This window comes from Streptomyces sp. NBC_00873, from assembly GCF_045207415.1.
Lineage (GTDB): Bacteria > Actinomycetota > Actinomycetes > Streptomycetales > Streptomycetaceae > Streptomyces.
On sequence record NZ_CP108804.1, the window covers coordinates 1 to 26,975 of the forward strand.

Here is a 26,975-nt window from a genome sequence, read left to right on the forward strand (position 1 = left end):
GGCCTGCGGGGTCGTTCCTCACGGCTGGGCTTGCTTCGGCAAGGTGAGGATTTCGGCTCCGTCGTCGGTGATAGCGATCGTGTGCTCACTGTGTGCTGTCCGGCAGCCTGTCGCACTTCGGAGCGTCCACCCGTCGGCATCAGTGACCAGTTCAGCGGTGTCCGCCATGACCCACGGCTCCAGTGCCAGCAGCAGCCCAGGGCGCAGTTTGTATCCACGGCCAGGCCGTCCGGTGTTCGCAACGTGTGGGTCCTGGTGCATCGTTGATCCGATGCCATGCCCTCCGAACTCGGTGTTGATCGGGTACCCCGCCTCGCTGAGGACTGTGCCGATGGCATGGGAGATGTCGCCGATGCGGGCCCCGGGCCCGGCAGCGGCGATCCCTGCGGCCAGCGCGCGTTCGGTTGCACTGATCATCGCGACGCTCTCTGGGGGCTGTGCGTCGCCCACGATGAAGCTGATGGCAGCGTCTGCAGCGACTCCGCCTTTGGAGACGGCGAGGTCGAGTGTCAGCAGATCGCCGTCGGCAAGCGTGTAGTCGTACGGCCGTCCGTGGAGCACGGCGTCGTTGACGGCCGTGCAGATGTAGTGGCCGAACGGGCCGCGCCCGAAGGAGGGCTCATAGTCGACGTAGCAGGACGACGCTCCCGCCTCGACGATCATTTTCTCGGCCCACCGGTCGATGTCCAGAAGGTTCGTGCCGATCGTGCTACGGCTCTTCAGCGTCTGCAGGATGTCACCGACCAGGGCGCCGGTGGTTTTTGCCCGGACCAGCAGGGTGGGGTTAAGGATCTCGATCATGCGGCGCCCTTCTCACGCAACCAATAACTATACCGGCCTTACTATACCGGTATTACAATTGGAGCCATGGCCGGGTTGCCACTCACTCCCGCAGAGGTCGAACGCGGACAGCGCCTCGGCGCCCTCCTACGTCGGGCCAGGGGAGAGCGCTCGATGCTCGATGTCGCGCTCGACGCATGGTCGGGCCTCGGCCGTACGCGCCGCTGCGGCAACGTCCAGCACGCCCTGGATGACAGCGGGGTCCTGGGTACCGTCGGCGCCCAGTCGGAACTGGCGGGCGATGTCGACGGCGCTGACGGTGCCGACGGCCTTGATGCGGTGGTCGGTCGCGGCGGCAGGAAGCACATACCCGCCGGAGGCGCAGATGCCCAGCGCCCCGATACGGTCGGGGTCGACATCGTCACGGCTGGTGAGGAACGACACCGCGGCCTTGATGTCCTCCACCCGATGGGCAGGATCTTCCAGGCCGCGCGGGGTGCCCTCGCTCTCGCCCTGGTAGGCGGCATCGAACGCGAGGGCGACGAACCCCTGCTCAGCCAGGCGCCGCGCATACAGGCCGGCAGCCTGCTCCTTCACACGTCCTGTGGTCGGCGCGACAGTTGGCCGGTGAGCGCCTCACTTGGCCAGTCTGTGCGTCCAGCTTGCCAGGTCGGGGCGACTGTCCCATGCCCGTACACCCGAGACGCCAACTGGGGCCTGCTGGGCTACCGCTTGATGCGGCCACGGATGGCGAGGAGAGCGAGGCCGAGGAGTACTGGCTCGGCCAGCCGTGATGCCATTTCCATGTATGTACCGGTAGTGGTGAGGTTCTGGCCCGAGGAGCGGAAGATTACCGAGTTGAATACGACCTGCAGGCTCTTATCAAAGCGTTCTATCGATAGACGTTGGTGCCACGACCCGCTTGGGTTGACGGGGGCAGACGTTTCCGCCGTAAGTGCGATTTCTGCCCCCCTGAGCCTTCCTTTAGTTTCGGTCTTTGGGTCATTGGTCGGCAGCCCCCACAGCATCATTGCCAGCAGCGTCACGGTCATGGCGGTCAGCAGCCAGATAAGCGCACGGGTGGCCCGTAGTCCGTACCCTGAGAGCCCCCAGTAACCGGCCAGCAGCCACCGTTCCGCACGCGGCGTTGCGGGATCATGGCGGCGCATTTCCATCTCGCCGTAGTAGAAGTCCGCAGCACCGGGCTCGTTTTTGCTGTCCTCAAACGACTTGCGGAGCTGTCGATAAACCGAGGCAAGCGAGGCCGGCCCAGTGTGATCTGTACCCGCAGGAGCGGCACTCCACCCAGCCCCGCCACGGGCGGCCCGCCAATGGTGCTCCTCGGCCAGGGTGCGTCTCGGGGTCCACCGCACTGGGAGTGATCCCCGCCGCCGTATCCCCTCTGGAACTTGCGCCAAGGGGCACACGCCTTCCATCCGGACCTGGTCAAGGTGGACAGCGCCACTGAACAAGCACTCTGTGAGATCGACATCGCTGAGCACCAGGTGCGCGCAGTCGACACCACGCAGTGAAAGTATCCGCACGGTCGGGTCGCCGAGCGTCACGACCGACTCGTCCAGCAGGGAACCATCTCCGGCGTGAAACGGGCTAGACCGAGACGAAATCTTCAATGGGTACTCGAACACGGCATCGCTGAGATCGACGTCGGCCAGCCTGAGCCGCATGACTGCTGCGGATTCCCACCGGGTCCGCGTGCAGTTCAGTTCGGCGGCTGCGGCCTGAATGACGACGGGGCCTGTAAACGACGCCTCACGAAAATCAATAACTGTGCTGCAGGCCAGCGGACCTACAAGTGTCGCTTTCTCGAACGCGGCGCGGAAAAACATAGCGATTCCGTCGAATATTGCGCCGTCGAACCGGACATCGCCACCGAAGACCGCTCCGCTGAACCTCGCATCTCCCCCGAATATTGCATGTACGAACCAGGCGTCAGTGCGGAATGTTGTCTCTAGAAATTCTGCACCGTAAACGAAGGTGGCCCCGCCGAACCAAGCACCTTGACAGAATATCGCCTTGGTGAACTCCGCACCCGAGGTAAGTGTCGCCCCATCAAACCAGGCCTCGCCGTAAAAGGTGACTCCCTCGAATGAAACGTCGCATCCGAAGGTCACTTCGTCGAACCGGGCTTCACCGATGCGTGCGTGGCCAGTGGTCGGGTCGTGTAGGGCGTCGAGCAGCTCCATGAGCAGTGTTGCGTCGAATTCGGTGCCCCGGTGATCCACGTCATTGCCGGGCGCAAGGGATGCGAGATAAGTGCCGCGGTCGCCGTCAGCGAGGTGCGCCAGGCAGGATGTGTTCGGTTCGACGGAACGGCCACGGCAGCCGACCGGGCCGCCAGCAGCGAGGTCGGCGCCGTGGCCACAGTACGGCCAGCGAGGTGCGGAGGGATCAGAGGTCATGGGGAAAGGGGATACCAGACAGCCGGTCAGCTCGCTGCCTTGTCCGCCCAAGAATGCGCTCAGACTGGCCAACTGTGGCGCTCAGTCACAGTAGGTATGGCCGTCGGCTCCCTGACGGGCTATGCACTCGGATTTGCGCTCGTTCTGCCTCCGGTGTTCCTGGGAGCTCCGGCCGCCGGACGCAGATATCTGGCGTTCGGGATCATCAGCATCCGGACATTCCCCTGCCGTCTGGGCGTGTTCCTGGACTGGTGCTGCGACGCCGGCTTGATGCGGACCGAGGGGATCTCGTATCAGTTCCCGCACCGTGAGTTGCAGGCGTGGTTCGCGGAGCTACAGGACCAGTAACCCTGCGAGGTGGTCTGTCGATAACGCGGAGCAGCGCTTCAGCAGCAGTTTGTGAGGCGCCACGGAGGGCGGCTTGCTGCAGATATCGACGACGCAGGACAGCGATCCTCGGTGCCGTTCGCCGTCGCGGGCTCAACCGGGTGGGGTTCGATGTGCGGGCAGTGCGCCTTGCAGGCCTCGTCAATGTGCGGGTCGTCGATGTAATACGGCAGGGCTGTCATGGGGCTCCTCGGTGTGTGACGAGAGGCCGGTTCGCCGTGCCGGGTCCGTCTCGGCGTCGTAGGGGTCGCTCGGGAGAATCGTTCTGAGCGAAGAATCGAACTGTTCGAACCCGCTCCCCTGCATCACGCTTCACCTTAGTGTCGCGCGATTAGGATCACCTAACCTCCTATTCCTGGCAGAATAGGAGGTACATGAGTGCCGGTCAGGCGGCGCCAAGGGAGGGGAAGTTGAGAACTTGATAGTTAGCCAGGGCAAGGAACTGTGCGGCTTCGGTGGCATCGGCGTGAGTGGGAACCCCCGGGCGGCCACTACCGAGAGCAGTCCCCAGTGAGCGCGGCCCAGGCGGACATGAACTATCCGCCAATCCAGAACGGCATGGACTATCTGCGCAGCGTCGTCGGCCACCTCGACCACGAGGAACCCGGGCCGCGCGATCTGAAGTACGCCGTGCTTCACCTCCAGGCGGCCACTGAGGTGCTCCTGAAGGCGCGCCTGGTTTCCATTGACTGGCGTCTGGTCTTCATGAAGCCGGATGAGGCTGCCGAAGTCGCCTACAAACAGGGTGACTTCAATAGCTGCAAGGTCGACGACGCGATCAAGCGGCTCCGTGCGGAGGGCGTCCAGATCTCGCCGGAGGCCAAGGGGCACATCACCAACCTTGGCCAGCAGCGCAACCGGCTCCAGCACTTCGGGCTGACAGCCACCGGCCCGGCAGTCGAGGCCCGAGCTGCCCAGGTGCTCCACTTCCTCATAGGGTTCGTCGACGAGTACCTGCGTCCCGGCCTCGATGGTGCTGATGCGCAGCACCTGGAGGAGGAGATGCGCGTCGTTCGGGAGGCTCTGCCCCGGATCCGGGAATACGCCCGTACCCGGATGGAACAGCTCGCTCCCGCCCTGGACCCACTCAAGGGATGCACACTCCGCTGTCCGGACTGCGGCATGTGGGCGCTAATCGCGGACGGCGGATCGCTGGAGTGCCGCTTCTGCCCACAGGAGTGGGATCCAGACACGTTTCCCCTGGCCTACGCGGTCTGGGTGCTGGGCCACTCCTTTCGGGAGTACCGAAAGACTGGGCAGCCGGCCAAGTACTGCCCGGAATGCGGCGCATACACCCTCATGCACGAGGTGTACCTCGCCGACGATCCGGATCGGCAGCGGGAGTTCTGCTTCAGCTGTTCGGAAGTCTTCGACGGTCTGGAGGACTGCCTGCGCTGCACCATGCCATTCCAACCGAACGGAGATGATGATCTTGCATGCGGCGATTGTTGGTCGTCTGCCATGGCCAAGGACTGAGATCAGATCACGGGGGGAGCGGCCGTGACCGCCGCAGCACCCGACCCAGACGACGTCGTTGACGCCGAACTGGTCGACGACGACGCGCCTGTCCGGCTGCTGCCCGCCATCGTCGTCGACGGGGCCGCTCCCGTGTACCGCATCACCCGGGACACGCTGCTAGTCGAAGGGGAGCTGCCGCCGCGCGTAGACGAGCAACCCGTCTTCACCGAGCGGGACTTCATCGTCCCTCCGTCCGCCAAGCGCCGGGCCGAGGAGCGCGGCGCGAGGAACACCCGCGTCAACCGCGACACCACGCGAGACCGGTTCGAGGAGTGGTGCGTGAAGGAGGGGCGGATCGCCCGGCCGGCCACCACCACGGCGAACGTCGTCGCCTACTTCGACCACCTGATAGAGAGCTGCAAGAAGGACGGAAGTCAGTACAGCCCGGACAGCCTGCTCGCCTACCTCTCCCGCATCGTCGGTTGGTACCCCGCGGGGGAGCGGCCCGACGGCTCCCTGGTCCGGCAGATGGTCGAGGACTACCGCCTTGAGGAGTACATCCCGGCCGGCGGGGAGCGGGACCGGGCCGCGGGCCTCACTCTCTTCTACCTGGTCCAGGTGCTCGACAAGATCGACGAGAGCACCCGGATCGGCCGCCGGGACGCGGCCATGCTCGCCGTCGCGTACGGCAAGCTGTCCCGCGGTATCGAGGTCGCCGACCTGCTCGTAAAGAACCTCCGCGTGACTGACCACGGGGTGTGGGTCTACACCGCGAAGTCCAAAACCCGCCGCGACGGCGAGGGCAAGTGGCGGTTCATCCGCGACCGGGCCGACCTGCAGATCGTCCGGCGCGTACGGGCCTGGCTCGGCGACCTGCGCGAGCTCGACGCCGACAACCCGGTCCTTCCTCTCTTCCGGGCCCTGTCGACGACGGGCAACCTGAAGGGGCGCAGCAACGCCACAGTGCGGGGCCTGCACCTTTCCGGCAGGGCGATCAACGAGATCGTGAAGAAGCGCGCGGCCGCCGCCGGGGTGACGTACATCAACGGCTTGAAGGTGACGAGCCACTCTCTGCGTGCCGGCCCGAACACCGACATGAAGCGCGCCAAGGTCCCCCTCGCCGACCGGCGCGAGGCGGGCGACTGGGGCGAGAGGTCTCCGCTGCCCGACTCCCGCTACAACCGGCCGGACGACACCGTCGAGTCCACAGAGACCGATCCGCTGGACGCCGTGCCGCTCTTCGGCAAGTTCATGGAGGCCCCTGCTTCACCATGAAGACGCAGGTCAGCGACCCAGGGCGGCTTCGCCGCCTGCCGTGGGGCGGGTAAATGGGCGCGCTGAACACCCCGTGGCCCTTGATCAACACTGCATCGCGGGGGCGGCAACGCAGGAGGCGGAGGTCAGCTACCTGCGGTCTTGCCCATGCGGGTCGGTATTTACGCGTCAGTAATCCAGGCCCGCTGCGCGGGCCTCCGTGGAGGCGGGAAAATGGGCCCGTGTCCGTCCGGCACGCCGATCTATCTGTGATGCCATCGAGCTCGCGCGTCAGTATGGCGTTGGGGGCCGCTGACAGGGACCGTCAATTGTTGCTGCAGCACGCGGACCAGACTCTTCAGCCCTGTGGCCCCTCCGGACGGCGCCTCGTCGGCTAGTCGTGTCGTCGCCCGGGAGGGGTTCATGGACGTGTTGCACGAGCGGTGCGCCGCTTTGGACATCGGCAAGAAGGACCTCAAAGCGTGCGTACGCACCCCCAGCCCGAGCGGGCGACGCTCGCGCCGACAAGAGACCCGCACGTTCGCCACCACCACCAACGCGCTCCTGGAGCTGCGTGACTGGCTGATCTCCGAACAGGTCACCCTGGTGGTCATGGAAGCAACCGGCGACTACTGGCGCGGGGCGTTCTACCTCCTCGAAGACTGCCTGAACGTGATCCTGATCAACGCCGCACACGCCAAGGGCCTGCCCGGGCGCAAAACCGACGTCGCCGACGCGGCCTGGCTGTGCCAGCTGGGCGAGTGCGGCCTGCTGAAGGCATCGTTCGTGCCACCGGAGCCCATCCGGCACCTGCGCGACCTGACCCGCTACCGCTCCACCCTCGCCGCGGAACTCGGCCGCGAGGCCCAGCGGCTGGAGAAGGAACTGGAGGACGCCGGCATCAAACTCTCCGCGGTGGCCACCGACATCCTCGGCGTCTCCGGGCGGGCGATGCTGACCGCGCTCATCGACGGCGAACGCGACGTCCACGCCCTGGCCCAGATGGCCAAGGCCCGCATGCGGCCCAAGACCCCCGCCCTGGTCGAGGCGCTGACCGGCAACTTCGGCGAGCACCACGCCTTCCTGTGCCGTCTGCACCTGGAACGCATCGACCAGCTCAAGGCGGCCATCGCCGAGCTGTCCACGCGGATCGAGGAGGAGCTGCTCCCTTTCGCCCGCCAGCTTGAACTGCTGGAAACCATTCCCGGAGTCGGCCGCACCACCGCCGAGGTGCTCATCGCCGAGACCGGCGGCGACATGTCCCGCTTCCGCACCGCCGGACACCTGGCCTCCTGGGCCGGGGTCTGTCCCGGCCACCACGAGTCCGCCGGCAAGCCCAAGTCCGGCCGCAGACGCCACGGCAACCGCTGGCTGGGCGCCGCCCTGGGCACCGCAGCCATGGCCGCCTCCCGCACCCGCGACACCACCTACCTCGGCGCCCGCTACATGCGCCTCATGCCCCGCCTCGGCAAGAAGAAAGCCCTGGTCGCACTCGAACACTCGACCCTGACCGCGGTCTGGCACATGCTCACCCAGGACACCGCCTTCCACGACCTCGGCGGTGACTACTACGCCAAACACGACCCCGAACGCGCCCTGCGCCGGATCACCCGCCAGGCCAACGCCCTCGGCCTTACCGTCCGCTTCGAACCCATCGAGGCCACCTCAACCCACCTACCGGGCTGATGCTCAGACGTTATTTTCGGACCAGAGGGCCCTTACCGAGTCGGTGAGGGCCCTCTGACTTTGCTGCGTGTCTATCTGCGTGACTATCGATTTTTTTGAGTGTCTACGGGCGTCGCGGGTCGGCGCCGAAGATCCCGTCCATGACCACGGCGCCGGTCTGGATCACGGGCCGGATCTGCTTCCGATAGACCTCCTCGGTCACGGCGGTCCCGGAGTGCCCGACGAGCCGGGAGATCTCCTCCAGCGGGACACCACGGTCGGACAGCAGAGACACGAAGCTGTGCCGCAGCTCCCTCGGCGTCCACTCGTCGGCGTTGATCCCGTCGATACCCTTGAGTGCCTGCCGGAAAGCGCGGCGGACGTTGGCAGCATCGAGCGGCTTGCCCACGGCCGACGAGAAGACCAGGCCGTGTTCCTCCCACTCGTCATCAGCGGCGAGCCGGTCCCATCCCTGATCTTCGAACTGCTGCCAGAGGGCTTCGACGCAGCGCGCCGGCAGAGCGAGCGTGCGCCGGGACTTCCGGGTCTTCGTGTCACCACTTCGCCGGACCGACCGCCAGACGGCGACGCTCCAGCCCAAAGCCGCTCCGCCGACCACGTGCCCAATTTCTGCGAGCCAGAGGCGGTCCGGAAACCTCTCAACGGGTGATAAAACACCTCTTAACGAGAGGGGTGACAGGCAACGGGTAAACCTTGATTAGACCCAAGCGCCCGGCATGAGGCCGGGCAGACAGGCCACAAAAGGGGATAGGAATGGAATTCTTCTATTGGTTCATCCGCTGTCAACCTGACTCTCATCTCGCCATTTCGACTGTAAACGTTGGGAACCGTCCGGCAACCGTCCAGATCTCGCTGAATCGCGTGGACCCCGGGGAAAATACGGGAGGAACTAATGCCTGTGGCATTGACCACTTCTCAGGCATCGAAGACGGCAAACCCTTCACCGACCGCAACCTCCCACCCTTCGAAGAAGGTGCCTTCTACCACCCACAAGTGACCTCTGCGACTGTCTACGCAATGGCAAGCGCTCAAGAGGCAATCACCCACGCTTGGTCAGTCATCTACCTGTTCTGAAATGAGTGCAGCATGAACCTCGCAACTAACAGTAATATCTCAATCGCATCCGTCAGGTCTTGCATGATGTACGACCAGGAAGGAGTAATCCGGGTCGTGCACGAAGAGGTAACGCTGCAAGGCGGTCAACAAAGAACCGGCCAGGAGCTGCAGCGAATGACCCGCGATCTGGCCCAGAAACACCTCGGCGAGGTAGATGGCCTCGAGATTCTCCTGCATGATGGGCGCCTAGAGCCCGGGGTCTCCTACAGGGTAAATATCACCGAAAAATCCCTCATTCAAGACTCAGGCCAACCAGCACAGCCGCCCCCTGCATAGCGAGCGCTGCTCTGCAGGTCTGTAAGAGCAAGGTCCAGGAGCCAGCGGCGATTCTTCTCACCGCACACTGCCCTCTGAGCATTCCCTGCCTGAGACAGCTCCGCTACCGCACCACAAGCGCAACAGATCGAGCGGGGAAAAGCCGGGAATAACGGTGAAAGCAGCCGGTGCCGACGAGGCAATACCACGGACGTCCGCACGGCTCAACGCGCGAACCATCCCCCAGATGATCGCAGCTTCCCAAGCTGAGGGCTCCGGCACCGTCGTCACGGGCCAGCCGTCGTTACTTGCCCTGGTCGACGGGACCGGCAGCGCGGTTGAGGCCAGCGGGGGTGCAGCGAGGCATACGCGCGCGTGACCGGTCGACGTCCTCGCCGTCGTGGCTGACTGTCGTCGGCTGAGGTTCAGACGGGCCGCATCTGAGGTGACCGCCGTTCCAAAGCTGGGCCGTCTCTGGGCCGCCCGAGGCCGCTCAACAATGGCGAGTGACGACCAATGACGACTACTAGACACACGGGCCCACTGCGCCTGACCAGCCCAAAACCAGTCCACCAAGATGCCCCGGCAAGACCCAGGGCAAGAAGACAGGTTTTGACTCACCCAATTGAGACTCGGCCGACCGCGACGAAGACAACCGGATACTAAAATCCAACAGGAAACTAGTAGAAGGCTTTCCAATTTGGATCGGTGAGCTGCCTAATCCCTTGAGAAAGTGCGGCACACCAGGTCAAGGCCAGGCCCTCACCCAAGTTGCTTCGGGACGAAGAGGTCGTGGGTTCAAATCCCGCCACCCCGACAGCTGAAACACCAGGTCAGCGACCCAGGGCGGCTTCGCCGCCCGCCGTGGGGCGGGTAAATGGGCGCGCTGAACACCCCGTGGCCCTTGATCAACACTGCATCGCGGGGGCGGCAACGCAGGAGGCGGAGGTCAGCTGGTCAGCTACCTGCGGTTTTGCCCGCTCCGGTTGGTATTTACGCGTCAGGGCCATTCTTCGAAGCGGGTAGCCAGAGCGGTATGCCCGGCGGCATACTCGAACCATGGCAGACACCAGCGTCAAGATCGACGACATCACCAGGGACAGGCTCAAGGCCCTGGCCGACGGGGCGGGCATGTCCATGAAGGATTACCTCGCCCAGGTGGCCGCGGAGAAGGAGCACGAGAAGCTCCTCGACTCCGCGACGGCCGCGTTCCGCCGCGTCATCGGCGAGCCCGGCATCCTGGACCGGTTCGACGCCGACTTCGGCGGGCTCCCGCCGGCGTCCGTACACGAGATTCCGCGGGCGGCCTGAACCTGTGGAACTGCTCGTCGACTACCGATGGCTTCTGGCCCGGCAGGAAGACATCCTCCGCACCGACCTCACCGTCAACGACCTGTCCGTACTCGTCGGCATGGCGGCCCGGCACCGGGTGAACACCCCACGCCTGGATCAGGCGGACCCGGATGCCTTCTGGCGGGCCGCCGTGTTCCTGGAGGAGTGCGTACTGCTGCGCCCGCTCCCCGCCCGCAATGAGGCCTACGGGTACGGCGTCGCCATCGCCTACCTGCAGGCCTCTGGCGAACACGTTGATACGACGTACGAGCCGTGGCGCGACCTGATCAACGACATCCGCGCCCTGCGCGTGGACTCGTACGACATCGCCGATCGTCTTAGGTCCTGGCGCGGGCTGTGATCATCCAGGCTCAGGCCGCGCGCAAAGCATGCGCGCCGAGCTGAGCCGTAGTGGTCTCGGGATACGTCGCCGGCGGGGTCTCGTTACCCGGCTGCGGCGACGGGGAGTGAGGGTGCCAACTGCTCGGTCGGCGCCCAGTTCTGTAGCGCCAGGTCAACTTCGCTTCGGACGCCGAGCCGGGCACGTACCCAGATTTCCGTGCCTGGCAAGGCGCCGCGCTTCTGGCCGGTGGCCATCATGATCCAGGTCGCCACCGGGACGAGGATTTGGCCGTTGTACCAGGCGGGCAGGGCCACGAGCGTCGTCTGACGGTCGGCGCGGACCACGGTTGCACGCGTCATGCTGTGCGGCGATATGCGGCTCACCTGATACCCCTTTGCATCGTTCTGTGTGGGGTCGAGTGATCATCCCGCATGCCGGCCGTTCTGACCAGAACTGCGCGGATTGCGCCTTGCTTCGCTCGTCAGGAGGATCGCAGGTCAGTCGCAGCCACAAGTTCGCGTACGCCCGGGGTCCGCGGGTGGCGATCGTGCAGCTCAGCGACGATCCGCCGGATAGACGGACGGTCACGCACTTCGCTCGGCGACACTCGCATCGCGGCCAGGAGCTCGGTCGCGGTCTGCTCCGGCTTGCCCCACAGCCACAATGCGCGCGCCATGTCCGTGCGCATCCGCCCCTTGCGCTCGCCGGTCTCGAACTGTGCTTCATGTAGCCCGCGGCCGGCTTCGACTGCGGCGCCTGCATCACCCAATGCCCAGTGGACGCCCACGGCGTACAAGCGGACAGACGCGGGCGTGATGCGGAACAAGCGGGCCGCCGGCGCGGTGTGAGGCAGGTCGCGGGCCGCCCGCGAGGCATCTTTGATCATCGCGAGTGCCTGGTCCCGGTCGCCCGCGACCGCCGCGGTGTACGACGTCGTGCAGAGCATCTGTGCGTATGCCGAAGCCTGCGCAGCCGTCTTGAGTCCGGTTGCCTCGACCCGTGACACTGCGCCCAGGATGTGTCGTTGCGCTGCGGCCGACTTGTTCTGGTGGCGCAGCACGATGCTCAGTTCGCGGGCTGCGGCGGCGGATGCAAGCGGGGAGCCGGACAGTTCGGCGTAGATGTTCGCGCGGTCTGCGGTCAGCCGGGACTGCTCGTAGCGGCCGATCTTTGTGAGTAGCTGGGTAGCAAGGCTGTAGGACGCGGACAGGCGCGCGTACGCCATGTCGCTACGGCTGCTGGTCGCGTCGTGCGCATCAGCGAGAAGACCGGGCAGAACCTTTAGCAGCTCGTGGTTCTTCCCGGCGTCGAAGGCGCCGCGGGCCTTCGCGAGGCGTGTGTCGAGGGGTACGGCTGAGCCTGTGGGGGCGGGCATGCTCGCCAGAGCGTCGTCCATCCCTGCGAGAAGGTGAGCAGGGGCTGCCAAACCGGCTGCTGCAAGCAGTGTGCGGCGGCGCATCGGGTCCTCCTCGGCTCGTGGACCTACCGCCGCAACTCTAGTGGTCGGCTGCTCCGTTAGCCCCAGAGCCGCGGCCAGGACTGCTGTAGGCATGCCCACCTCTAAGGCAGCCTGCCGCAGTAAGCGTAGGTCGGCGTGTCTTCCCCGTTGTTCCAGTCGGGAGACGGTTGACGCAGAGCATCCGATGCGGGCGCCAAGATCTGCCTGTCGCCATCCCAGGCCTACGCGCCCCATCCGGATGAGACCGCCGAGATTCTTGCGGTCGATGAGGGCATCGATGTCCGGAGAGTGCCATAGCGGGTCGATGGTTTGCATCGCGCCTCCCACTGGCCAGGGTCCGAGCGGCCGTCTCCCCACGGTAGGGGGACGAAGGCGTGCCGTATATGGCGCATGCAGTACCCGCAAACGGCGTGCAGAACACGGGCGTTGACAGCCGATCTTTTCCGGTCTGCGGTGTGCTTCTGTCATCGCCCCCGACCGGGGGTTCCGACCATAGGAGGCCCACGATGACCGCAGTCCTTGAGACCCCTGTCCGTGGCACCACCGATCCCCTCGCAGCCCCGCGGGACCCCCGCGCATACATCCCTACCGAGCAGTGGACGAAACTGGTCGGCCTGCTCATGCGCGACTACCCGTTCGACAGCGTCATGGCGGAGAGGGTGCTCGGCCAGGGCATCGCCTACCTGATCACCGCCATGGAGAACAAGGGACGACGGCTCGGCATGGGGCCGGGCCGGATCGTCGACATCGGCGTCCACATGATCATGCTGGACACCAAGGCGTACTTCGAGCTGTGCGAGAAGTACAACGGCGGGGAGTACCTCCACCACGTGCCGCTCGTCGAGATGAAGGGCGACGGATCCGTAGTGCGCACCGCCGACCTGCTTGCCAGCGCCGGATGGGATGTCGACCACCCGCTCTGGGCCGCGGACGCCTCCAACTGCACGCCGTGCCGGCCCGGCGAGGACGGTCACTGAGCAAGGGCGTCGGCTCCCGCCCGGTCGGACCGCGCGGGAGCCAGCCGACGGGCATGGTGCACGTCATACGGGTGAAAACCCAGGGCCCACCACGTCGATCATGACGGACAGGCCAGTATGTGCCCGTGAATCCATCCCCATTGACCACACCGGCGTCGCCCGACCTCTGGCACCTCTACGGATCGTCAGCGTCAGCCAAGGAGCACAGCGCCCCTTCTCGCCTGTACTGGGACTGGTACCAGCGCACGGGCCCCGGCGACGAGCTACTGGGCGACGTCGCTGGTTGTACGGTCGCCGAACTCGGCGCTGGGGCGGGGCACCAGGCCGCGTACGTGGCCCGGATCATGAATCCCGCCCGGGTCATCGCGATCGACAGCTCCCCCACCCAGCACGCCCGCGGCCGCGACCTGTACGGCCATGTCCATGGCCTGGAGTTCGTCCAGGAGGACGCGGCTGCGTACCTGCCTGCCACGCCGGGCAGCCTCGACGTCGCCTACTCGATGTTCGGCGCACTCGACTTCTGTGATCCGCAGCTCCTGCTGCCTGCCGTGGCGGCCGCCCTGCGGCCCGGCGGGCTGCTGGTCTTTTCTACCCTCGGCCACTACAAGAACGGCGCACCGGCTGAGACCGAGTGCCGGCCCGCGAGCATTCCCACACGCCTGCCCGATGGCAGCCCAGGCACGATGCAGCGCTGGGTTCTCGACACGCCCGTGTGGGACAAACTGCTGGATCACTACGGATTCGACCTTGTGGAGCAGGACACCGTTCGCGATCCGGGTCCGGAAGGCGCGACGCCGATGGCCACCTGCCACTTCCGGGCTCGGCTTCGAGCATCGCGGGTGCCCTTTCGTTCAGCAACATCCACGGGGCAAGATCTCTGAGCATGAGACTCCTGGTGATGGGTGGTACCTGGTTCCTGGGCAAGCACATTGCCGAAGCGGCCCTGCCCAGAGGGTGGGACGTGACCACCTTCAACCGGGGCCGCTCCGGGAAGGACGTTCCCGGGGTCACGCCTGTTCACGGGGACCGAACCGTCATCGACGATGTTCGGACGCTCGCAGCGCACGGCCCATGGGATGCAGTCATCGACACGTCGAGTTCCGATCTGCCGCCACGGGACGTGCTGTTGCTACCTCGACGCTGAAGGACTGTGCTGCCCGCTGGATTCACGTCTCCACGGTGTCCGTATATAGGGGCTGGCCCCACAGCCACCTGAAGGACGACTCCGAGCTGTTGGAGTGCCCGGCGGACGCGGATGAGAACTACGGCCATACCGGCGAGGACGACAGTCCCACCATCTATGGCTTCCAGAAGGCGGGCGGCGAGCGTGCCGTGACCGAGTCGTTCGCCGGCCGAGCCGTGTTCCTCCGCCCTGGCGTGATCCTTGGCCCCGGCGAGTACGTGGGACGCCTTCCATGGTGGCTGCGCCGTGCGCACCAGGGAGGCCCCTTTGTAGCGCCAGCACCGGCCCAGCGGCTGATCCAGCCCGTGGACGTTCGCGACGTTGCTGCGTTCGCGCTGAACCGGGCCGCTGGCGAAATCGAGTCTGGGAGCTACAACGTCGCGCACCCGGACGGCATCACGTTCGAGGACTTCCTGGGTGCCTGCCTGGAAGTCACGGGCGGAGCCGGGCGCCCCGTATGGGTCGACCCCTCGGTCCTCATCGACCACGGTGTGAAGCAGTGGACCGAACTCCCCCTGTGGCGCACCCACAGAGGTGTCTGGTCCGTGGATTCGAGCCGGGCCGTTGCCGCAGGGCTCCGCTGCCGGCCGCTGCACGAGACCATCCGCGACACCTGGAACTGGCTGCAGAACGACGGCCGTCCCGTGGACCACCCTCGGTGGGCGGAACACGGGATCGCCCCCGAGAGGGAGGCGAAGATCCTCGCCTCCCTCTGATCAGGCATCCAGCGCCAGCATTCCGTACGGGGAACAAGCTGACGCTGGCCCGGAAGTCGGATGAAGTCCTCCAACTGCAGGATGAGGACGCCCTACCAGTGGTGCCAGACCTCTGCGGGGGCGATATCCCAGGAGGTGCCCGCGATCTCCCCCGTGTTGAAAAACAGGGCCCAGGTCACGACAGTGTCGCCGGCGCGCTGCGTGCCCAGCTCAATCTCGAAGCTGTCGACGGAGAGGTCTCCTCCAGGGCTGGACCGAAGCCCTGTGTCGTGCTCGATCACGTACGCCTCCATCTCCCTGGAGAGCTCCGACGGCACACGGCCGATCAAGCGGATCCCCTCATGGGTGACCTGCGGACCGACTAGTCCGTCGACCAGCACGCATGTCAGTCCAGCGCCTTCGACGAAATAGCATTTCACCGCCGGCCGGCTCCAGCGTGGGCTCAGCTTGCCGAACTCGACACGCCACTGAATACGTCCCGTCGAGTGCCAACCCCCCATGTTGTGCTGCTCTGCCGTAAAGCCGTGCTCCGCCATGGCGGTGGCGGCATCGTCCCGGTCCATTCCGAAGTCCAGCGGTCCGATGGTCTGACGTGGGACGTACTCCCACTCATCCCGCTTGGAGTCTTCGAGCACCGCCCAATAGTCCGTGTTCACGACCTGATGATCGTCCACACCGCCCTGTTCTGCACAATCCGACCGGAAGATCCGAAAGACAGGACCTAGCCTCACGTCGCTCACGCCAAAGCAAGGCGCTGAACTGCGCAAACCTGATCCACATCTAGATAAGGATTTGTCCGTTGCACCAGGCGGGCAGGGCCACAAGCGTTGTGCGGCGGCCAGCGCGGACCACAGTCGCACGCGTCATGCTGTGCGGCATTGCCGGACTCATGCGACCCCCTGTGTCGTTCTGTGGGGGTCGCGTGATCATCTCGCAGACAGAGGGCTTTTGGCCAGCCTCGTGGTTGGGTCCCACTCGTCGTCGAGCATCGCGTGAACCACCGAGTCGCGCCACTTACCGGCTTTCTCGATGTGCTGCCGGATGATGCCCTCCTCGACCATCCCTGCCTTTGTCATGGTCCTTGCCGATGCCTCGTTGAGAGGTGATCGTGCTCCCCAAATGCGGTGAAGGTGCAGGTCCTCGAACCCGAGCCCGAGGAGGAGGCGCACCGACTCGACTCCGTATCCGTCTCCCCAGACGTTGGAATGCAGCGCGAAGCCGAAGGTAGCGCCGCGGGGCTGGTGGGGATCGGTGGCTATGCGGCCGAACCCGATCAGGTCGTCACTGTTGCGCTCGACGATCGCGAGGGCGTACTCACTGCGAGGTGACGCGCCGGCCGAGGCCACGGAGCGAGCGACGATCTGGTCTACCTGTGCTCGCGTCCGCGGCTCAAACGACAGGTGCTCCGTAGTCTCGGGGTCTCCGTAGATCCCGAGAAGGGCATCTACATCATCGACGGTGAGCTCGCGAAGTTCGAGGCGTTCGCTGCGACGGCTGATCGGGTACATGCAGGGACTCTATCCCGGGCCTACCGCGGCAGAGCAGGGCGAGAAGGCTCATACATAGCGATCTCGGCGCGCAGGTCGCCGGCCAGAGCCGTGCTGCGCACCGGGTTGCGGCCGAGCGCGTACCTCACGCGCTCGGCAGACCTGACGATGCCGTTGTTCCGTAGACCAGGGGTCAGGTCGAGGACAGGACGAATCGCCGTTGCCGCACCGTCCAGGTCTTCGGCATACAGCCGGACGAGAGCCAGGTTGCACTGCGAGCCCGCGAGGTCGCCGAACGCCCAGTGCGACTGTTCCCGGTCGCTGAAGCCGCGCACTGCCTCTTCCGCGCGGGCTGCCAGTTGCGAGTCGCCGTGTCCGAGAAGGACTTCCGACTCGACCATGTAGTAGAGCTGCTTCAGCTCGGGGTAGGTGAGCAGGCCGCCCAGCGCGTCGAGGTCATCAGGCACCACCTGCTCGCGCAGTACCTCCGACTTCTGGTTCGCAGCGCGCACAGCCTCTTCGTCACCGAGGAGTGCAGCGGCGCGGGCTTCGAGTCCCGGGAGCCACACGCTGACCGTGCCCCGAAGGTTGGGCGCGCGGGTCGCACCCTGCTGCGCGTAATGCAGTGCGTCCTCGGGCCGGCCAGCCCAGTAGGAGATGAGGGACTTGAGCCCGTCGACCAAGGCCATCAAGCCCGTGTGCTCTGCCTCCTTCGCGCAGAACGCGGCGACCCGGGCCTGCTGCAGGGCGACCTTGGACTCGCCCATGTCGTGGGAGCCCTTCGCCATGAGGAACGACAGCACCGTGGCCATGAAGTTCAGATCCCTGAGCTGGGACGGGCGTGCTCGTCCGCCTTCAAGGATCCGAAAGGTGTCTTCCTGCGCGTTCGCCAGGTCGTCCCAGATCTCTGCCAGGGGGATGCGGGGATACAGCTCCACGATCCGGGCCACCTCGTCCTGGAGGAAGCCGAGAGCCTCGTCGCCCACCTGGTTGCGTTCCGCGCCCAGGGCGAAGTCCATTGCGCGCCGTGCGGCCATTGCACCCGTCCTTTTCATCTCGTGCATGGTCAAGCCGGGTCCGGCCTGACCTTCCGCGCGTGACGTGCCGATCAATGTGGGGAAGGCTGGTACCGCGCCGTCGGGGACTTCAGTCCACAGCTGATCGATGCTGTACCCGAGGAGGCGTACCAGCACCCGGCGGGACTCCCGTTGCGGTCGGCGGTTGCCGTAGTACCAGCCCTCGAACGTTGCTTTCGCTGGGGCAAGAGTCGCAATGGCCGGGTTCCCTTCGAACTCAGCCAGCTCGCCCGCAGCCTGCTTGAAGTGCGGCAGAAATGCCGCGTGGTCGCGAAGCTCACGCTGGTCAAGCAGGTACCGGAGCAGCGTTCGCATGGTCCCCTCTTCTCCCGCATGTTTTGCACGTCACTGGAGTCGACGGTAGAACGCCGTCCCCAACAACTTGCCCTACAACCAACGTACTTAGAGGTACCGAGGTAGGTCCGAGGAAAGTGCGAGGTTCTGCGGCCGCATTCCGAGGGAGAGCCGGGGCTAGTTCTGTAGCGCGAGCGTCGCCAGGCTCGTACTTGCCCTTGCTGAGAGTGCCGGTACGAACCGTTCGCGTAACCAGGGAGTCCCTGTGCCTATCGAGACCGCACGGCCGCCAGCGCACCCGGATGGTGTGGCGGAGCCTCGCTTCTCGCTCGATCGCCGGTCAACTACGGGAACTCAGACCGAGCTCCTGGTGAGCTCGCCAGTCGATCGCGAATGGGGCAGGACTTTCCAACTCGAGCCCAGCGCCGCACAACTGGCGCGGTTACACACCCGGACGCGACTGACGATGCTCAGGTGGTCGGGGAACAGCGAGGGCGCTACACAGGCCGCAGGAATCCTCGTTGGCAACGCCGTGGCCCATGCCGACCCGGGGCCGAACCACCAAGACCGATTCGTGCGGCTTCGGCTCGCCATCACCGAAGACCACGCCCTTCTTATCGACGTCCACGATCCGCTTCCCGAGTTCCGGAACTTTGAGCGAGCGTCCTCCGGCGAGGTAGGCCGAGGCCTCTGGGTAGTCGACCGGCTTGGCGGTGCACTCACGTGGCACCTCTGCGAGCGTGGCGGCAAGGCTGTACGCGCACGCATGATGCCGGGAGTGGTGCCAGCATGAGCACCATCCTCGCAAGGACACCCACCTGGTGCGCCCTCACCGGCCCTGGGAGCAAGTGATGTCCCCCACCGCTCCGGTCTTGGAGACCGAGGTGAGCGGGAGCAGGCCGGCGGAACCGCAGTGGACTCCCCCGCTCGACGCGGACGCCCTGGCGCGCCTCCTGGAGCGGGTACGCGCCTGGGACCCTCTCGTCGTCGAGGCCGTCTTCGATGACCTGGACATGGCCCAAGGGGACCAGATGCCAGGAGCGGACGAAGTCGATGAACTCGCCGAACGGTTACGCAGCACGCTCAAGCAGCTCAGTGCCATCGCCGTAGCCGACCCGAAGTTCCCCGCGGATGCCACGACGTTGCAGCTCATCGACCGAGGGCGAAGCCTGCGGGACGAACAGATACCCCGCGAATATCGGCCGGCTCTCGGGCTCGCCCGTCGTCTGTCCTGGGTGACAGCGGACCTGATCGAACGCCTGATTGCCACTCGGCAGATCAAGGACGCCGACTGATGCACGACCCCAACGCGCTCAGGCACCCGCCCGTGGTCGTCACCGCGATGCCTGCCAGGGACGCCTACGACTACGACTACTTCGAGACGCGCCTCGCAGACGCGTGGCTTCTAGAGAAGAGCGTCGCCCTACGCACCCTGCGGATGCCGTTCCTCGCCGTACCGGTCGGCGGCACGCGCCGAGGCGGCTACTACTGCATCCCCTGTCTCTGCTTCGGCCTGGCGGTGCGCAACGTACTGCAGGACCGCCCCGGCTTCCCTAACCTGCGCCTGAAGTGGGCGCCCTACCCGGACACATGCCACGTCGTGGAGTGGGGCGAGCGAGAGCCGGCGCGCTGGTGGGACGACGTCGCACGCGGACGCTTCTACGGCTACAGCGACCCGGCGATAGCCGAGTTCATCGGCCTGCACACCGACGCCGCCCCGATCGGCGGCCCCAAAACTCCCTCTTCGGCGGTCCGACTCCGGTCCCCCGCGGTTTCGTAAATCCCGCCGAAGAGGGACCGACCACAGCATGCCCGAGAGGAAGAGCGTCGCCCATGTGCCAGCACAAGCCCCGACCCACCGCGCTGACGGGGGCAGCCGCATGAGTTTCCTGAGTCAACCTCTATGCCGCCAAGAGCGTGTCGACGGCTGTGTTGATCTTGCCGTTGGCTTGGTGGACGGCGGGGTCGTAGCAGGTGCCGTCGCGCCAGCAGGCCCACATCACCCGCAGCCAGGCGCGTGCCAGGATGCGGATGGCATGGGGGTGACGTTTCTGGCGGGCGCGGGCGTCGTTGTAGATCTTCGCGGCCCAGTCGCTGCCGTGCCGGCTGTTGTCGGCGAAGGCGGTCAGGGCGACGCGGGCTCTGCGGTTGGTCGCGAAGCGGAAGGCGACCGTGCGGGACTTGCCCGATGCGCGGGTCACAGGGACGACACCGGCCTCAGCGATGAGCTGTTCGCTGGTGCGGGCGCGTTCCAGGAGTGGGCCGATCTCGCCGATGATCTGGCCGAGGCTGACCCTGCCGATGCGCGGCATGGTCGCGAACAGCGGCCCGTAAGGGTGGGTTTCGACGGCCTCAGCGATGGCCTTGTCCAGCGTGCGGATGGTCGTGCGTATGCCCTGAACCAGCTGAACCTGGACCCGAACCAGCTGCTCGACGACTGCCTCGCCGAGGCGGGAGGCCGCCTTCGGGGCCGTCCGCAGACGCTCGATCAGGACGCTTCCGGGCTTCCTGCCGGAGTAGGCGTGCCGCTTGCACCAGGCTTCGAGGCGTCCGGCGGTGAGCTTGGCGGCGGAGGCCGGGGTGGGGTAACGCTCCAGGAACGCCATCGCGATGTCGCTGTCGAGGTTGGCGAACACCGCCTTGCCGCCGGGCCAGTGCATGTCCAACAGCGCGGCGAGCTGGTTGACCGCCGCGATGCGGGCCTCGACGTGATCGGCGCGGGTCCGCGTGAGGGCCTGCAGATCGAGGGTGGCCTGCTCGGTGGGCTCCAGCCGGGGCAGCAGGTGACCGTCGGTGCGCAGGTAATCGGCGAGCTTCATGCTGTCGCCCGCGTCGGTTTTGGCCTTGCTGGCGCCCCAGCGGGGGCGCATGGCGTGGAAGGCGTTCGGGTGCACCGGGACCACCGGGTGGCCGGCGGCCAGCAGCCGGTCCACGGCCAGGCCGCGGCTGGTCTCGATCATCACTGGCAGATCCGCCGGGATGCCGTACTTCGCCAGCCGGGCCAGGGTCTTGGCGAACCCCTCCTCGGTGTGGGCGAACTCCCACCGGTCGATGCGTTTTCCGGCGTCGTCCATGACGGTCACGTCATGGGTTTCGGTCGCCCAGTCCCATCCGATGAACACGAAGGTCGTACTCCTGTGACTTCGACGGAGCACCTGCCCGGGGGTGAGGTCGTCTGCCGGGAGCTCATTAATCGGCCCTCTGCGGGGCGTGTCCCTGAAGCCGATCAGACGGCCTCGGTCCGGCGGGGCTGGCGGAACTCATGCTGGCCGTCGAACGGCTCGCACTACTGGCCATGCACCCACCGGGACCGAGAGGTCACAACCCTACCGAAGAAGGCTGCAGAAGGGATGGTCCTCTAATGAGCACTGTCAGCCGCCTGGTCCCATACATCACAGCCCGCGAGGGCGAGGAACCCGAGTCGTACCTGGCCCTGCGCGCTTCCTTCGACGGCGCCGGCCGCTCCGCCCTGGGCTACTGGGACGAGAGCCGAGAGGATCGCGATCCGCAGGGTGTGCTGTGGGGCCGGTGCTCACAGTCGATCGGTGTCGACGGGTTGCCGTCCGGACAGCCGCAGTGGCGGCTGATCCACCCCGCCAGGCAGCGCGAGACGATGACGTTGCTCAACTGTCAGATCTGCGCGCGCCCTACCAGAACGCCGGAGGGATACCCGTTCCTGGCAAGCGCTGCCAAAAGCGATCTGCAGCCCGGGGAACCTACCGCGCAGCCGCCGGTCTGTCTGGCGCACATGCGCGTCGCGGTGGAGCAGTGCCCGCACCTCCAGCAGGGCTACACCGCACTGATGGTGCGCAGCGCCCCCCTCTGCGGGGTCATTGGGACGCCGTACGAGTGGACCGCCCAGGGGATCAAAGCGCTGGCAGGTGACGACAAGCCCGTGCCGTATGGAGACCCATGCCTGCGATGGTTCCTGGCCTCTCAACTCGTACGTACGTTGCGGGACTTTACCGTCGTCGACCTCGACGACCTCACGACGCCCGACTCGATTGCCTGAACGTCCTGGAAGGGCCCATGTCCCGTCGCGCGTGGCAGGTGTCCACCCTTGTGGTCGCCATCACCCTGATCAACTACGCCGCAATGAAGCGGTGACGCGTGCCGCTCCTGTCCTCAACAGACTCCCGCCTCTCCACCGCTGCCGATGAGCACGGACGAGAGGCCAGCTCCAAGGCCCACCCGGCGTGAATCCGCAGAAAGGGACAGCCCCATGCCCGAGACCGTGAATGCTGACAGGGACGGCTTCATCGACCTGCCGAAGGAGCTGGAAGACGACCTGATCAAGATCGGAAGCACGCTTCCTGCCTGGGACGTGGAGGGCGCCTTCCTGGCAAATTCCACGATCGAGCAGTACCGGACCAAACTGGATTCGGCTCCGCTGTTCAACGAAATCAGGGGCCCCCTTCTCGCCGCGCTCAACGGGGCGGCTGGCGGATACGCCGTGGTGCGTCTGGGGAACATCGCCCAGGCGCTGGGGGTCGGCGAACAGTTCCTCCGCTTGGCAACGGCGATCCTCGCCGAAGTGGCGATCCCCTTCCAGCCCTTCCAGCGATGGCCGCTGTGGAAGGAGATAGGGACCAACCTCAACGCCAATCCCGGCCTGTCCACCGGTACGGGGTACAACGCGTTCCACATGGACTTGGTCAACGCGACCCTGCCGCCGGACTACACCACGCTGCTGTGCGTCCGGCCCGACCCGCTCGGAGCGGGCGCGAGCATCCTCTCCAATGCCCGCGAGGCCGTATCCCGCCTGGCGCCAGCAAGTCGCGCCCTCCTGGCCGACGTGGCATTCACCTACGGCGGCTTCTTCGACCTGTCCGACGTCGGTGAGGAGTGCACGCCGTTCCCCGTCCTGGACGGGGAGCCCGAGGACCGCGGGTTCGTACGGTTTACCGCCAAGATGCTCGCCGAGTCTGGACTCGACGAGGAGCACGCCCAGGCGGCCAAGGAACTCGCGCACCAGATGGTCGCCGGCCAGGTCTCCTGCACGCTCCAGCGCGGTGACTTCTTGATCGTGAACCAGCACCGCTGGGTCCACGGCCGCGAACCGCTCGCCGACGGCCAGCACGATGTCGCGCCCGAGGACCGCCGTCTGCTGCTCCAGCTGTTCCTGCGCACGGGCGCAACCGGTCCGGCCGCCTCGTAGGTGGTGCAGGCGGGTGTCTGGCCGGGTCGCTGCAAGTTCTAGATCCGTGAGTTGCGCAGCGACTGCCACACGGCGCCGGCCAGCGCCCGCGTCGCCCGGGGGACCGACAGTTCCTCGTGCTCTCGGTACAGCTCCCAGTTGTACGGGACGAGCGACAGCTTGTTGGAGGACAGCGATCCCGCCTGGTGGGCCCTGTACACCGCAAGCGGCTCAGGAAGGCCCCGGGCGTCAGCGCCGTCACGCATGATCGACAACCACAGGGCGTAGTCCTGTCGCTTCCGCATCTCCGGCATCAGCCTCGTGCCCAGGACGTTGCGGTCGTACATGGCGGTCAGAGCACCGATGTGGTCCTGGACCAGCATCTGGCGGTAGTCCACGTGCTCCCGGGCGCGGACCACTCGCCCGTTCGGGATGAAGTCGGTGCTCTCGCCGTCGTAGTCGGCGTCCATCTTGAAGTACGAGGTGAACGTCAAAGGCGCACTACCCGCCGCAGCAAATTCGATCTGCCGCTCGGCCTTCTCCGGCAGCCACATGTCGTCACTGTCGAGAAAGGCCACGTAGTCCCCCCGGGCCCGCTCGATAGCGAGGTTGCGTGCCCGGCCGGCACCGCCCCGCTCGGGTGCCGATTCCGGCAGGACGCGGTTGTCCTGCCGGGCGAACTCCATGAGCAGGTCCATGGAGCCATCGGACGACTTGTCGTCGGTGATCAGCAGCTCCAGGTCGCTGTGGGTCTGTGTGAGCACCGACCGGATCGCTGCGCCGAGGGTGGCTGCCGAGTTGTACACGGGCATCACGACAGACACCAGGGGCACAGCGCTTCTCCTTGCTAGGTCAGGGACGACGGTCCATTCAAACACTGCGATCGTAGTAGGAGCTGCTATGCATGTTGTTGTCGCTGGTCAGGGCTATGTGGGGCTGCCGCTGGCCGTACGCGCCGGCCACCGTGTCGTCGGCTTCGACGTGGACCCGCATCGCGTTCAGCAGATCGCCACTGGCGAGTCGTACGTGGAGGATGTGGCGTCCGCGCGGCTCCGCGCAGTGCTGGACTCCGGGGCCTACTGCGTGACCGCCAAAGCCGCCGTGCTGCCCCGGTTCGACATCGCGGTGATCACCGTGCCGACCCCGCTGCGGGACGGGGTGCCCGACCTGACCTACGTCGAGTCCTGTGCCCAAACGCTTGGCGAGCACCTGTGCCCCGGCGCGACCGTGATCCTGGAGTCCACGACCTACCCCGGTACCACCGAGGAACTGGTGCTACCGATCTTGGAGAAGGCATCCGGTCTGATCGCTGGTGCGGACTTCCACGTCGGCTTCAGCCCCGAGCGCATCGACCCGGGAAACCGGACGTGGCCGTTCGAGAAGACGCCCAAGGTGGTGTCCGGCATCGACGCCGCATCGCTTGACGTGGTCAAGAGCTTCTACGACGGCGTGGTGGAGACCACGGTTCCGGTCTCCGGAACAAAGGTGGCCGAGCTAACCAAGCTGATCGAAAACACCTTCCGGCACGTCAACATTGCGCTGGTCAACGAGATGGCGATGCTCGCCAGGCCGCTTGGCGTGAACGTCTGGGATGCGATCGACGCCGCCGCGTCCAAGCCCTTCGGCTACATGCGGTTCACCCCCGGTCCCGGCGTCGGCGGACATTGCCTGCCGATCGACCCGTCATTTCTGTCGTGGAAAGTGGAACGCACGGTCGGCGTTCCGTTCCGGTTCGTGGAACTCGCCAACGACGTGAACGCCCACATGCCTGACTACGTGGTCCGGCGGCTCATGGAGGCGTTCAACACGCGCCGCATGGCCGTCAGCGGATCTCGTGTCCTGCTGCTCGGTCTGGCCTACAAGGCCAACACCTCCGACGCCCGCGAGTCGCCGTCGGTGCGTGTCGCTGAGCTACTGCTCGACCTCGGTGCCGAGGTGCGTGGCGCGGACCCCCACGTCGTGGATGACATCCGCACCGACGCACGCCTGATCCGAGTAGTAGCGACCGCAGAGGAGATTGCGGCATCCGACGCCGTGGTACTGCTGACGGACCATACGGAATTCGACTATGAGTCGATCCTTGAGCACGCGCCGTATGTGCTCGACTGTCGGAACCGGCTGTCCGGTGTGAACGTCGATGTTCTGTAATCACGTCATGAACTTTGCCTCTTGGCCCACGCTGCTCGTTGTCGATGTCGAAGGCAACGGCACCAATCCTCCCGACCTGGTCGAGGTCGCCGCGCTCCCCGTCCGCGCCGGACAGCCCGACACGAGCACAGCCAGCGCCTGGCTGATCAAGCCGCCCCGCCCCGTCACCCCTTTCGCGGCCCGGGTGCACGGCCTGACCAACCAAGTCCTCGACGGGAAGCCGGACTGGGAGGAGATCGCGGGTGAGGTCCACGCCTGCCTTGGTACGGCATGGATCGCCGCCCACAACGCGCACGTGGACTACCGCGTCCTGTCCGCGCACCTGCCGCAGTGGAAGCCGGCCGGAGTGCTCGACACGCTCCGGCTGGCCAAGGCCACCTACCCGGGCCTGCCGAAATACTCGCTCGACGCCCTGATCGAGCACGTCCAACCGGACCTGCGAGCGGCCCCCGCACAGCGGCACCGCGCCACGTTCGACGCCTACGCCACGGCGCAACTCCTGATCGCCATGGCAGCCCACTACGACACCTGGGACCAGCTCGTCGCCGCGGCTGTGCCGCCCGGCCTGCCCGGAGCCCCCGAACCAGAAGAGGAACCCACCCTGTGGTGACTACGACTCCGCCCATTCGTATCGGCGTGCTCGGCGCTCATTCCACTGGCAAGACCATGCTGCTCAAGCGCATCGAGATGGAGCTGCGAGGCAACGGTGTGAACCCGGCCCGGACCGGCAGCATCGGGAAGCGTGCCGCCCTTAACGGGCTGCCCAAGATGCAGAAGCACACCGCGGCGTCCACCGAGTGGATCATTGCGCAGGGCATTGCCGACGAGATCGCCGCAGGGGCCCAGGGCGCGGACGTCATCCTGGCGGACCGCGCTCCCCACGACGCCCTCGCCTACCTCAATGCGGCTCTGGAGTTCCGCGGTGAGCAGATCCACCACCTGGAGCGGGATCGGCTGCTGCTGCTGGCTTCTACGCAGTTACCGAAGTACGACCTGCTCCTGGCGACGGTGCTCGACGAGACGATGCCGGTCGAGCAGAAGCACGACTATGACCCCCGGTATCGCGTGCTGGTCAACCAGCACGTGCACGCGCTCCTCACCGCCGAGACGATTCCCCACCTGCGCGTCACCAGCGACCCCGGCAGCCAGGCGAACGCCGTCGCGAAGGCACTTGAGATCTGCCTGCAGGAGGCCGCCGTATGAGCGCCGTGTGGCCCGCGGGCCCGATCGAAATCGCTGGAAAGACCGTCTCCCGACTCGGATTCGGCACAATGCGCCTGACCGGGCCCGGCACCTGGGGCGACCCCGTCGACCGCGACCAGGCAGTCAGCATCCTCCGGCAGGCCGTCCACGCCCACGGCCTCACGCACATCGACACCGCGGACGCCTACGGCCCCCGTAGCGTCAACGGTTGACGTAACACATACGGCTGCTGCCGCGTCTCTCTCAGTATCAAGGCCTTGGAGC

26 protein-coding genes and 4 pseudogenes are annotated in these 26,975 nt (G+C 66.1%); 18 read left to right on the plus strand and 12 right to left on the minus strand.

What is annotated here, in order from left to right; all coding sequences use genetic code 11:
• Positions 1 to 18: 18 nt before the first annotated feature.
• Positions 19 to 801 carry a type I methionyl aminopeptidase gene (gene map, locus OH809_RS43710; protein ID WP_331743711.1) on the minus strand — a complete coding sequence of 261 codons (783 nt, stop codon included), beginning with the start codon at positions 799 to 801 and terminating at the stop codon, positions 19 to 21.
• A gap of 66 nt (positions 802 to 867) precedes the next feature.
• On the opposite strand from map, the pseudogene OH809_RS43715 reads away from it, so the two are divergent.
• Positions 868 to 978 (plus strand): annotated as a pseudogene (locus OH809_RS43715) (transcriptional regulator); the annotation flags it as partial.
• A gap of 3 nt (positions 979 to 981) precedes the next feature.
• Here OH809_RS43715 and OH809_RS43720 read toward each other — a convergent pair.
• Together OH809_RS43720 and OH809_RS43725 are read right to left on the minus strand one after the other, a co-directional pair.
• Positions 982 to 1,383 (minus strand): annotated as a pseudogene (locus OH809_RS43720) (alpha/beta hydrolase); the annotation flags it as partial.
• A 122-nt stretch (positions 1,384 to 1,505) separates the two neighbouring features.
• Positions 1,506 to 3,200 carry a pentapeptide repeat-containing protein gene (locus OH809_RS43725; protein ID WP_331743713.1) on the minus strand — a complete coding sequence of 565 codons (1,695 nt, stop codon included), beginning with the start codon at positions 3,198 to 3,200 and terminating at the stop codon, positions 1,506 to 1,508.
• An 897-nt stretch (positions 3,201 to 4,097) separates the two neighbouring features.
• On the opposite strand from OH809_RS43725, the gene OH809_RS43730 reads away from it, so the two are divergent.
• The 3 genes from OH809_RS43730 (at position 4,098) to OH809_RS43740 (ending at position 7,985) form a co-directional block, all read left to right on the plus strand.
• Positions 4,098 to 5,063 carry a hypothetical protein gene (locus OH809_RS43730; RefSeq protein WP_331743717.1) on the plus strand — a complete coding sequence of 322 codons (966 nt, stop codon included), beginning with the start codon at positions 4,098 to 4,100 and terminating at the stop codon, positions 5,061 to 5,063.
• Between the two features lie 24 nt (positions 5,064 to 5,087).
• Complete coding sequence (locus tag OH809_RS43735) at positions 5,088 to 6,320, plus strand: tyrosine-type recombinase/integrase (RefSeq protein WP_331743720.1); 1,233 nt, start codon at positions 5,088 to 5,090, stop codon at positions 6,318 to 6,320.
• 402 nt (positions 6,321 to 6,722) lie between these two features.
• A complete protein-coding gene (locus OH809_RS43740; protein WP_331743723.1) occupies positions 6,723 to 7,985 on the plus strand; it encodes an IS110 family transposase in 1,263 nt (420 codons plus the stop codon).
• A 103-nt stretch (positions 7,986 to 8,088) separates the two neighbouring features.
• Here OH809_RS43740 and OH809_RS43745 read toward each other — a convergent pair.
• Positions 8,089 to 8,553 (minus strand): annotated as a pseudogene (locus tag OH809_RS43745) (tyrosine-type recombinase/integrase); the annotation flags it as partial.
• Positions 8,554 to 8,738: 185 nt separating this feature from the next.
• Here OH809_RS43745 and OH809_RS43750 point away from each other — a divergent pair.
• The gene (locus OH809_RS43750) at positions 8,739 to 9,059 is read left to right on the plus strand and encodes a hypothetical protein (RefSeq protein WP_331743726.1); all 321 of its coding nucleotides are present in this window, start codon (positions 8,739 to 8,741) and stop codon (positions 9,057 to 9,059) included.
• Between the two features lie 39 nt (positions 9,060 to 9,098).
• Here the strand turns inward: OH809_RS43750 and OH809_RS43755 are convergent, their stop codons facing one another.
• The gene (locus OH809_RS43755) at positions 9,099 to 9,278 is read right to left on the minus strand and encodes a hypothetical protein (protein ID WP_331743729.1); all 180 of its coding nucleotides are present in this window, start codon (positions 9,276 to 9,278) and stop codon (positions 9,099 to 9,101) included.
• A 1,137-nt stretch (positions 9,279 to 10,415) separates the two neighbouring features.
• Here OH809_RS43755 and OH809_RS43760 point away from each other — a divergent pair.
• Together OH809_RS43760 and OH809_RS43765 are read left to right on the plus strand one after the other, a co-directional pair.
• Positions 10,416 to 10,667 carry an antitoxin MazE7 gene (locus OH809_RS43760; protein ID WP_331743732.1) on the plus strand — a complete coding sequence of 84 codons (252 nt, stop codon included), beginning with the start codon at positions 10,416 to 10,418 and terminating at the stop codon, positions 10,665 to 10,667.
• A gap of 4 nt (positions 10,668 to 10,671) precedes the next feature.
• The gene (locus OH809_RS43765; RefSeq protein WP_331743735.1) at positions 10,672 to 11,049 is read left to right on the plus strand and encodes a toxin Doc; all 378 of its coding nucleotides are present in this window, start codon (positions 10,672 to 10,674) and stop codon (positions 11,047 to 11,049) included.
• Positions 11,050 to 11,132: 83 nt separating this feature from the next.
• On the opposite strand, the gene OH809_RS43770 is transcribed toward OH809_RS43765, so the two are convergent.
• Both OH809_RS43770 and OH809_RS43775 read right to left on the minus strand, forming a co-directional pair.
• A complete protein-coding gene (locus tag OH809_RS43770; protein WP_331743738.1) occupies positions 11,133 to 11,390 on the minus strand; it encodes a hypothetical protein in 258 nt (85 codons plus the stop codon).
• Between the two features lie 122 nt (positions 11,391 to 11,512).
• Positions 11,513 to 12,805 carry a helix-turn-helix transcriptional regulator gene (locus OH809_RS43775; RefSeq protein ID WP_331743741.1) on the minus strand — a complete coding sequence of 431 codons (1,293 nt, stop codon included), beginning with the start codon at positions 12,803 to 12,805 and terminating at the stop codon, positions 11,513 to 11,515.
• Positions 12,806 to 12,996: 191 nt separating this feature from the next.
• Between OH809_RS43775 and OH809_RS43780 the strand changes: the two genes are divergently transcribed.
• The 3 genes and pseudogenes from OH809_RS43780 to OH809_RS43790 all read left to right on the plus strand — a co-directional run bounded on the left by OH809_RS43780 (position 12,997) and on the right by OH809_RS43790 (position 15,366).
• Positions 12,997 to 13,467, plus strand: coding sequence for a hypothetical protein (locus OH809_RS43780; RefSeq protein ID WP_331743744.1), 471 nt, complete (start codon positions 12,997 to 12,999; stop codon positions 13,465 to 13,467).
• Positions 13,468 to 13,607: 140 nt separating this feature from the next.
• Complete coding sequence (locus tag OH809_RS43785) at positions 13,608 to 14,348, plus strand: class I SAM-dependent methyltransferase (RefSeq protein ID WP_331743747.1); 741 nt, start codon at positions 13,608 to 13,610, stop codon at positions 14,346 to 14,348.
• Positions 14,349 to 14,350: 2 nt separating this feature from the next.
• Positions 14,351 to 15,366, plus strand: a pseudogene (locus OH809_RS43790) (NAD-dependent epimerase/dehydratase family protein).
• Positions 15,367 to 15,458: 92 nt separating this feature from the next.
• Here OH809_RS43790 and OH809_RS43795 read toward each other — a convergent pair.
• The 3 genes from OH809_RS43795 to OH809_RS43805 all read right to left on the minus strand — a co-directional run bounded on the left by OH809_RS43795 (position 15,459) and on the right by OH809_RS43805 (position 18,244).
• A complete protein-coding gene (locus OH809_RS43795; RefSeq protein ID WP_406425587.1) occupies positions 15,459 to 16,022 on the minus strand; it encodes a hypothetical protein in 564 nt (187 codons plus the stop codon).
• Between the two features lie 270 nt (positions 16,023 to 16,292).
• Positions 16,293 to 16,874 (minus strand): GNAT family protein, encoded by a 582-nt coding sequence (locus tag OH809_RS43800; RefSeq protein ID WP_331743759.1) that lies wholly within the window; start codon positions 16,872 to 16,874, stop codon positions 16,293 to 16,295.
• A 20-nt stretch (positions 16,875 to 16,894) separates the two neighbouring features.
• Positions 16,895 to 18,244, minus strand: coding sequence for a hypothetical protein (locus tag OH809_RS43805; RefSeq protein ID WP_331743762.1), 1,350 nt, complete (start codon positions 18,242 to 18,244; stop codon positions 16,895 to 16,897).
• Positions 18,245 to 19,074: 830 nt separating this feature from the next.
• Between OH809_RS43805 and OH809_RS43810 the strand changes: the two genes are divergently transcribed.
• Together OH809_RS43810 and OH809_RS43815 are read left to right on the plus strand one after the other, a co-directional pair.
• Positions 19,075 to 19,518 (plus strand): DUF6415 family natural product biosynthesis protein, encoded by a 444-nt coding sequence (locus tag OH809_RS43810; protein ID WP_331743767.1) that lies wholly within the window; start codon positions 19,075 to 19,077, stop codon positions 19,516 to 19,518.
• Positions 19,518 to 20,003 carry a DUF6302 family protein gene (locus tag OH809_RS43815; RefSeq protein WP_331743770.1) on the plus strand — a complete coding sequence of 162 codons (486 nt, stop codon included), beginning with the start codon at positions 19,518 to 19,520 and terminating at the stop codon, positions 20,001 to 20,003. Before OH809_RS43810 ends, OH809_RS43815 begins: the two co-directional genes overlap by 1 nt.
• Positions 20,004 to 20,124: 121 nt before the next feature.
• On the opposite strand, the gene OH809_RS43820 is transcribed toward OH809_RS43815, so the two are convergent.
• Entirely contained in the window at positions 20,125 to 21,345 is a 1,221-nt protein-coding gene (locus OH809_RS43820) for an IS110 family transposase (RefSeq protein WP_331743773.1), read from the minus strand.
• Between the two features lie 239 nt (positions 21,346 to 21,584).
• Between OH809_RS43820 and OH809_RS43825 the strand changes: the two genes are divergently transcribed.
• Together OH809_RS43825 and OH809_RS43830 are read left to right on the plus strand one after the other, a co-directional pair.
• Positions 21,585 to 22,235, plus strand: coding sequence for a hypothetical protein (locus OH809_RS43825; RefSeq protein WP_331743775.1), 651 nt, complete (start codon positions 21,585 to 21,587; stop codon positions 22,233 to 22,235).
• Positions 22,236 to 22,445: 210 nt separating this feature from the next.
• Entirely contained in the window at positions 22,446 to 23,381 is a 936-nt protein-coding gene (locus tag OH809_RS43830; protein ID WP_331743779.1) for a TauD/TfdA family dioxygenase, read from the plus strand.
• Between the two features lie 38 nt (positions 23,382 to 23,419).
• On the opposite strand, the gene OH809_RS43835 is transcribed toward OH809_RS43830, so the two are convergent.
• On the minus strand, positions 23,420 to 24,193 hold the full coding sequence (locus OH809_RS43835; protein WP_331743782.1) for a glycosyltransferase family A protein: 774 nt from the start codon (positions 24,191 to 24,193) through the stop codon (positions 23,420 to 23,422).
• Between the two features lie 67 nt (positions 24,194 to 24,260).
• On the opposite strand from OH809_RS43835, the gene OH809_RS43840 reads away from it, so the two are divergent.
• Genes OH809_RS43840 through OH809_RS43855 form a run of 4 tightly spaced genes read left to right on the plus strand, consistent with a single transcriptional unit; the run spans position 24,261 to position 26,923 of the window.
• On the plus strand, positions 24,261 to 25,508 hold the full coding sequence (locus tag OH809_RS43840; protein WP_331743786.1) for a nucleotide sugar dehydrogenase: 1,248 nt from the start codon (positions 24,261 to 24,263) through the stop codon (positions 25,506 to 25,508).
• A gap of 7 nt (positions 25,509 to 25,515) precedes the next feature.
• On the plus strand, positions 25,516 to 26,118 hold the full coding sequence (locus OH809_RS43845) for an exonuclease domain-containing protein (protein WP_406425582.1): 603 nt from the start codon (positions 25,516 to 25,518) through the stop codon (positions 26,116 to 26,118).
• Complete coding sequence (locus OH809_RS43850; protein ID WP_406425580.1) at positions 26,115 to 26,711, plus strand: AAA family ATPase; 597 nt, start codon at positions 26,115 to 26,117, stop codon at positions 26,709 to 26,711. Before OH809_RS43845 ends, OH809_RS43850 begins: the two co-directional genes overlap by 4 nt.
• Positions 26,708 to 26,923 carry an aldo/keto reductase gene (locus OH809_RS43855; RefSeq protein ID WP_406425578.1) on the plus strand — a complete coding sequence of 72 codons (216 nt, stop codon included), beginning with the start codon at positions 26,708 to 26,710 and terminating at the stop codon, positions 26,921 to 26,923. The genes OH809_RS43850 and OH809_RS43855 overlap by 4 nt, the downstream gene beginning before the upstream one ends.
• The last annotated feature ends 52 nt before the right edge of the window (positions 26,924 to 26,975 follow it).

What these genes read in the sequence shown, in the direction of transcription:
- OH809_RS43755 (WP_331743729.1), bottom strand. Translation starts at nt 9,278, where the DNA reads ATGCAGGAGAATCTCGAGGCCATCTACCTCGCCGAGGTGTTTCTGGGC.
- OH809_RS43800 (WP_331743759.1), bottom strand. Translation starts at nt 16,874, where the DNA reads ATGTACCCGATCAGCCGTCGCAGCGAACGCCTCGAACTTCGCGAGCTC.
- OH809_RS43725 (WP_331743713.1), bottom strand. Translation starts at nt 3,200, where the DNA reads ATGACCTCTGATCCCTCCGCACCTCGCTGGCCGTACTGTGGCCACGGC.
- OH809_RS43770 (WP_331743738.1), bottom strand. Translation starts at nt 11,390, where the DNA reads ATGACGCGTGCAACCGTGGTCCGCGCCGACCGTCAGACGACGCTCGTG.
- OH809_RS43780 (WP_331743744.1), top strand. Translation starts at nt 12,997, where the DNA reads ATGACCGCAGTCCTTGAGACCCCTGTCCGTGGCACCACCGATCCCCTC.
- OH809_RS43740 (WP_331743723.1), top strand. Translation starts at nt 6,723, where the DNA reads ATGGACGTGTTGCACGAGCGGTGCGCCGCTTTGGACATCGGCAAGAAG.
- OH809_RS43810 (WP_331743767.1), top strand. Translation starts at nt 19,075, where the DNA reads ATGTCCCCCACCGCTCCGGTCTTGGAGACCGAGGTGAGCGGGAGCAGG.
- OH809_RS43750 (WP_331743726.1), top strand. Translation starts at nt 8,739, where the DNA reads ATGGAATTCTTCTATTGGTTCATCCGCTGTCAACCTGACTCTCATCTC.
- OH809_RS43775 (WP_331743741.1), bottom strand. Translation starts at nt 12,805, where the DNA reads ATGCAAACCATCGACCCGCTATGGCACTCTCCGGACATCGATGCCCTC.
- OH809_RS43825 (WP_331743775.1), top strand. Translation starts at nt 21,585, where the DNA reads ATGAGCACTGTCAGCCGCCTGGTCCCATACATCACAGCCCGCGAGGGC.
- OH809_RS43815 (WP_331743770.1), top strand. Translation starts at nt 19,518, where the DNA reads ATGCACGACCCCAACGCGCTCAGGCACCCGCCCGTGGTCGTCACCGCG.
- OH809_RS43830 (WP_331743779.1), top strand. Translation starts at nt 22,446, where the DNA reads ATGCCCGAGACCGTGAATGCTGACAGGGACGGCTTCATCGACCTGCCG.
- OH809_RS43760 (WP_331743732.1), top strand. Translation starts at nt 10,416, where the DNA reads ATGGCAGACACCAGCGTCAAGATCGACGACATCACCAGGGACAGGCTC.
- OH809_RS43805 (WP_331743762.1), bottom strand. Translation starts at nt 18,244, where the DNA reads ATGCGAACGCTGCTCCGGTACCTGCTTGACCAGCGTGAGCTTCGCGAC.
- OH809_RS43845 (WP_406425582.1), top strand. Translation starts at nt 25,516, where the DNA reads ATGAACTTTGCCTCTTGGCCCACGCTGCTCGTTGTCGATGTCGAAGGC.
- OH809_RS43855 (WP_406425578.1), top strand. Translation starts at nt 26,708, where the DNA reads ATGAGCGCCGTGTGGCCCGCGGGCCCGATCGAAATCGCTGGAAAGACC.
- OH809_RS43840 (WP_331743786.1), top strand. Translation starts at nt 24,261, where the DNA reads ATGCATGTTGTTGTCGCTGGTCAGGGCTATGTGGGGCTGCCGCTGGCC.
- map (WP_331743711.1), bottom strand. Translation starts at nt 801, where the DNA reads ATGATCGAGATCCTTAACCCCACCCTGCTGGTCCGGGCAAAAACCACC.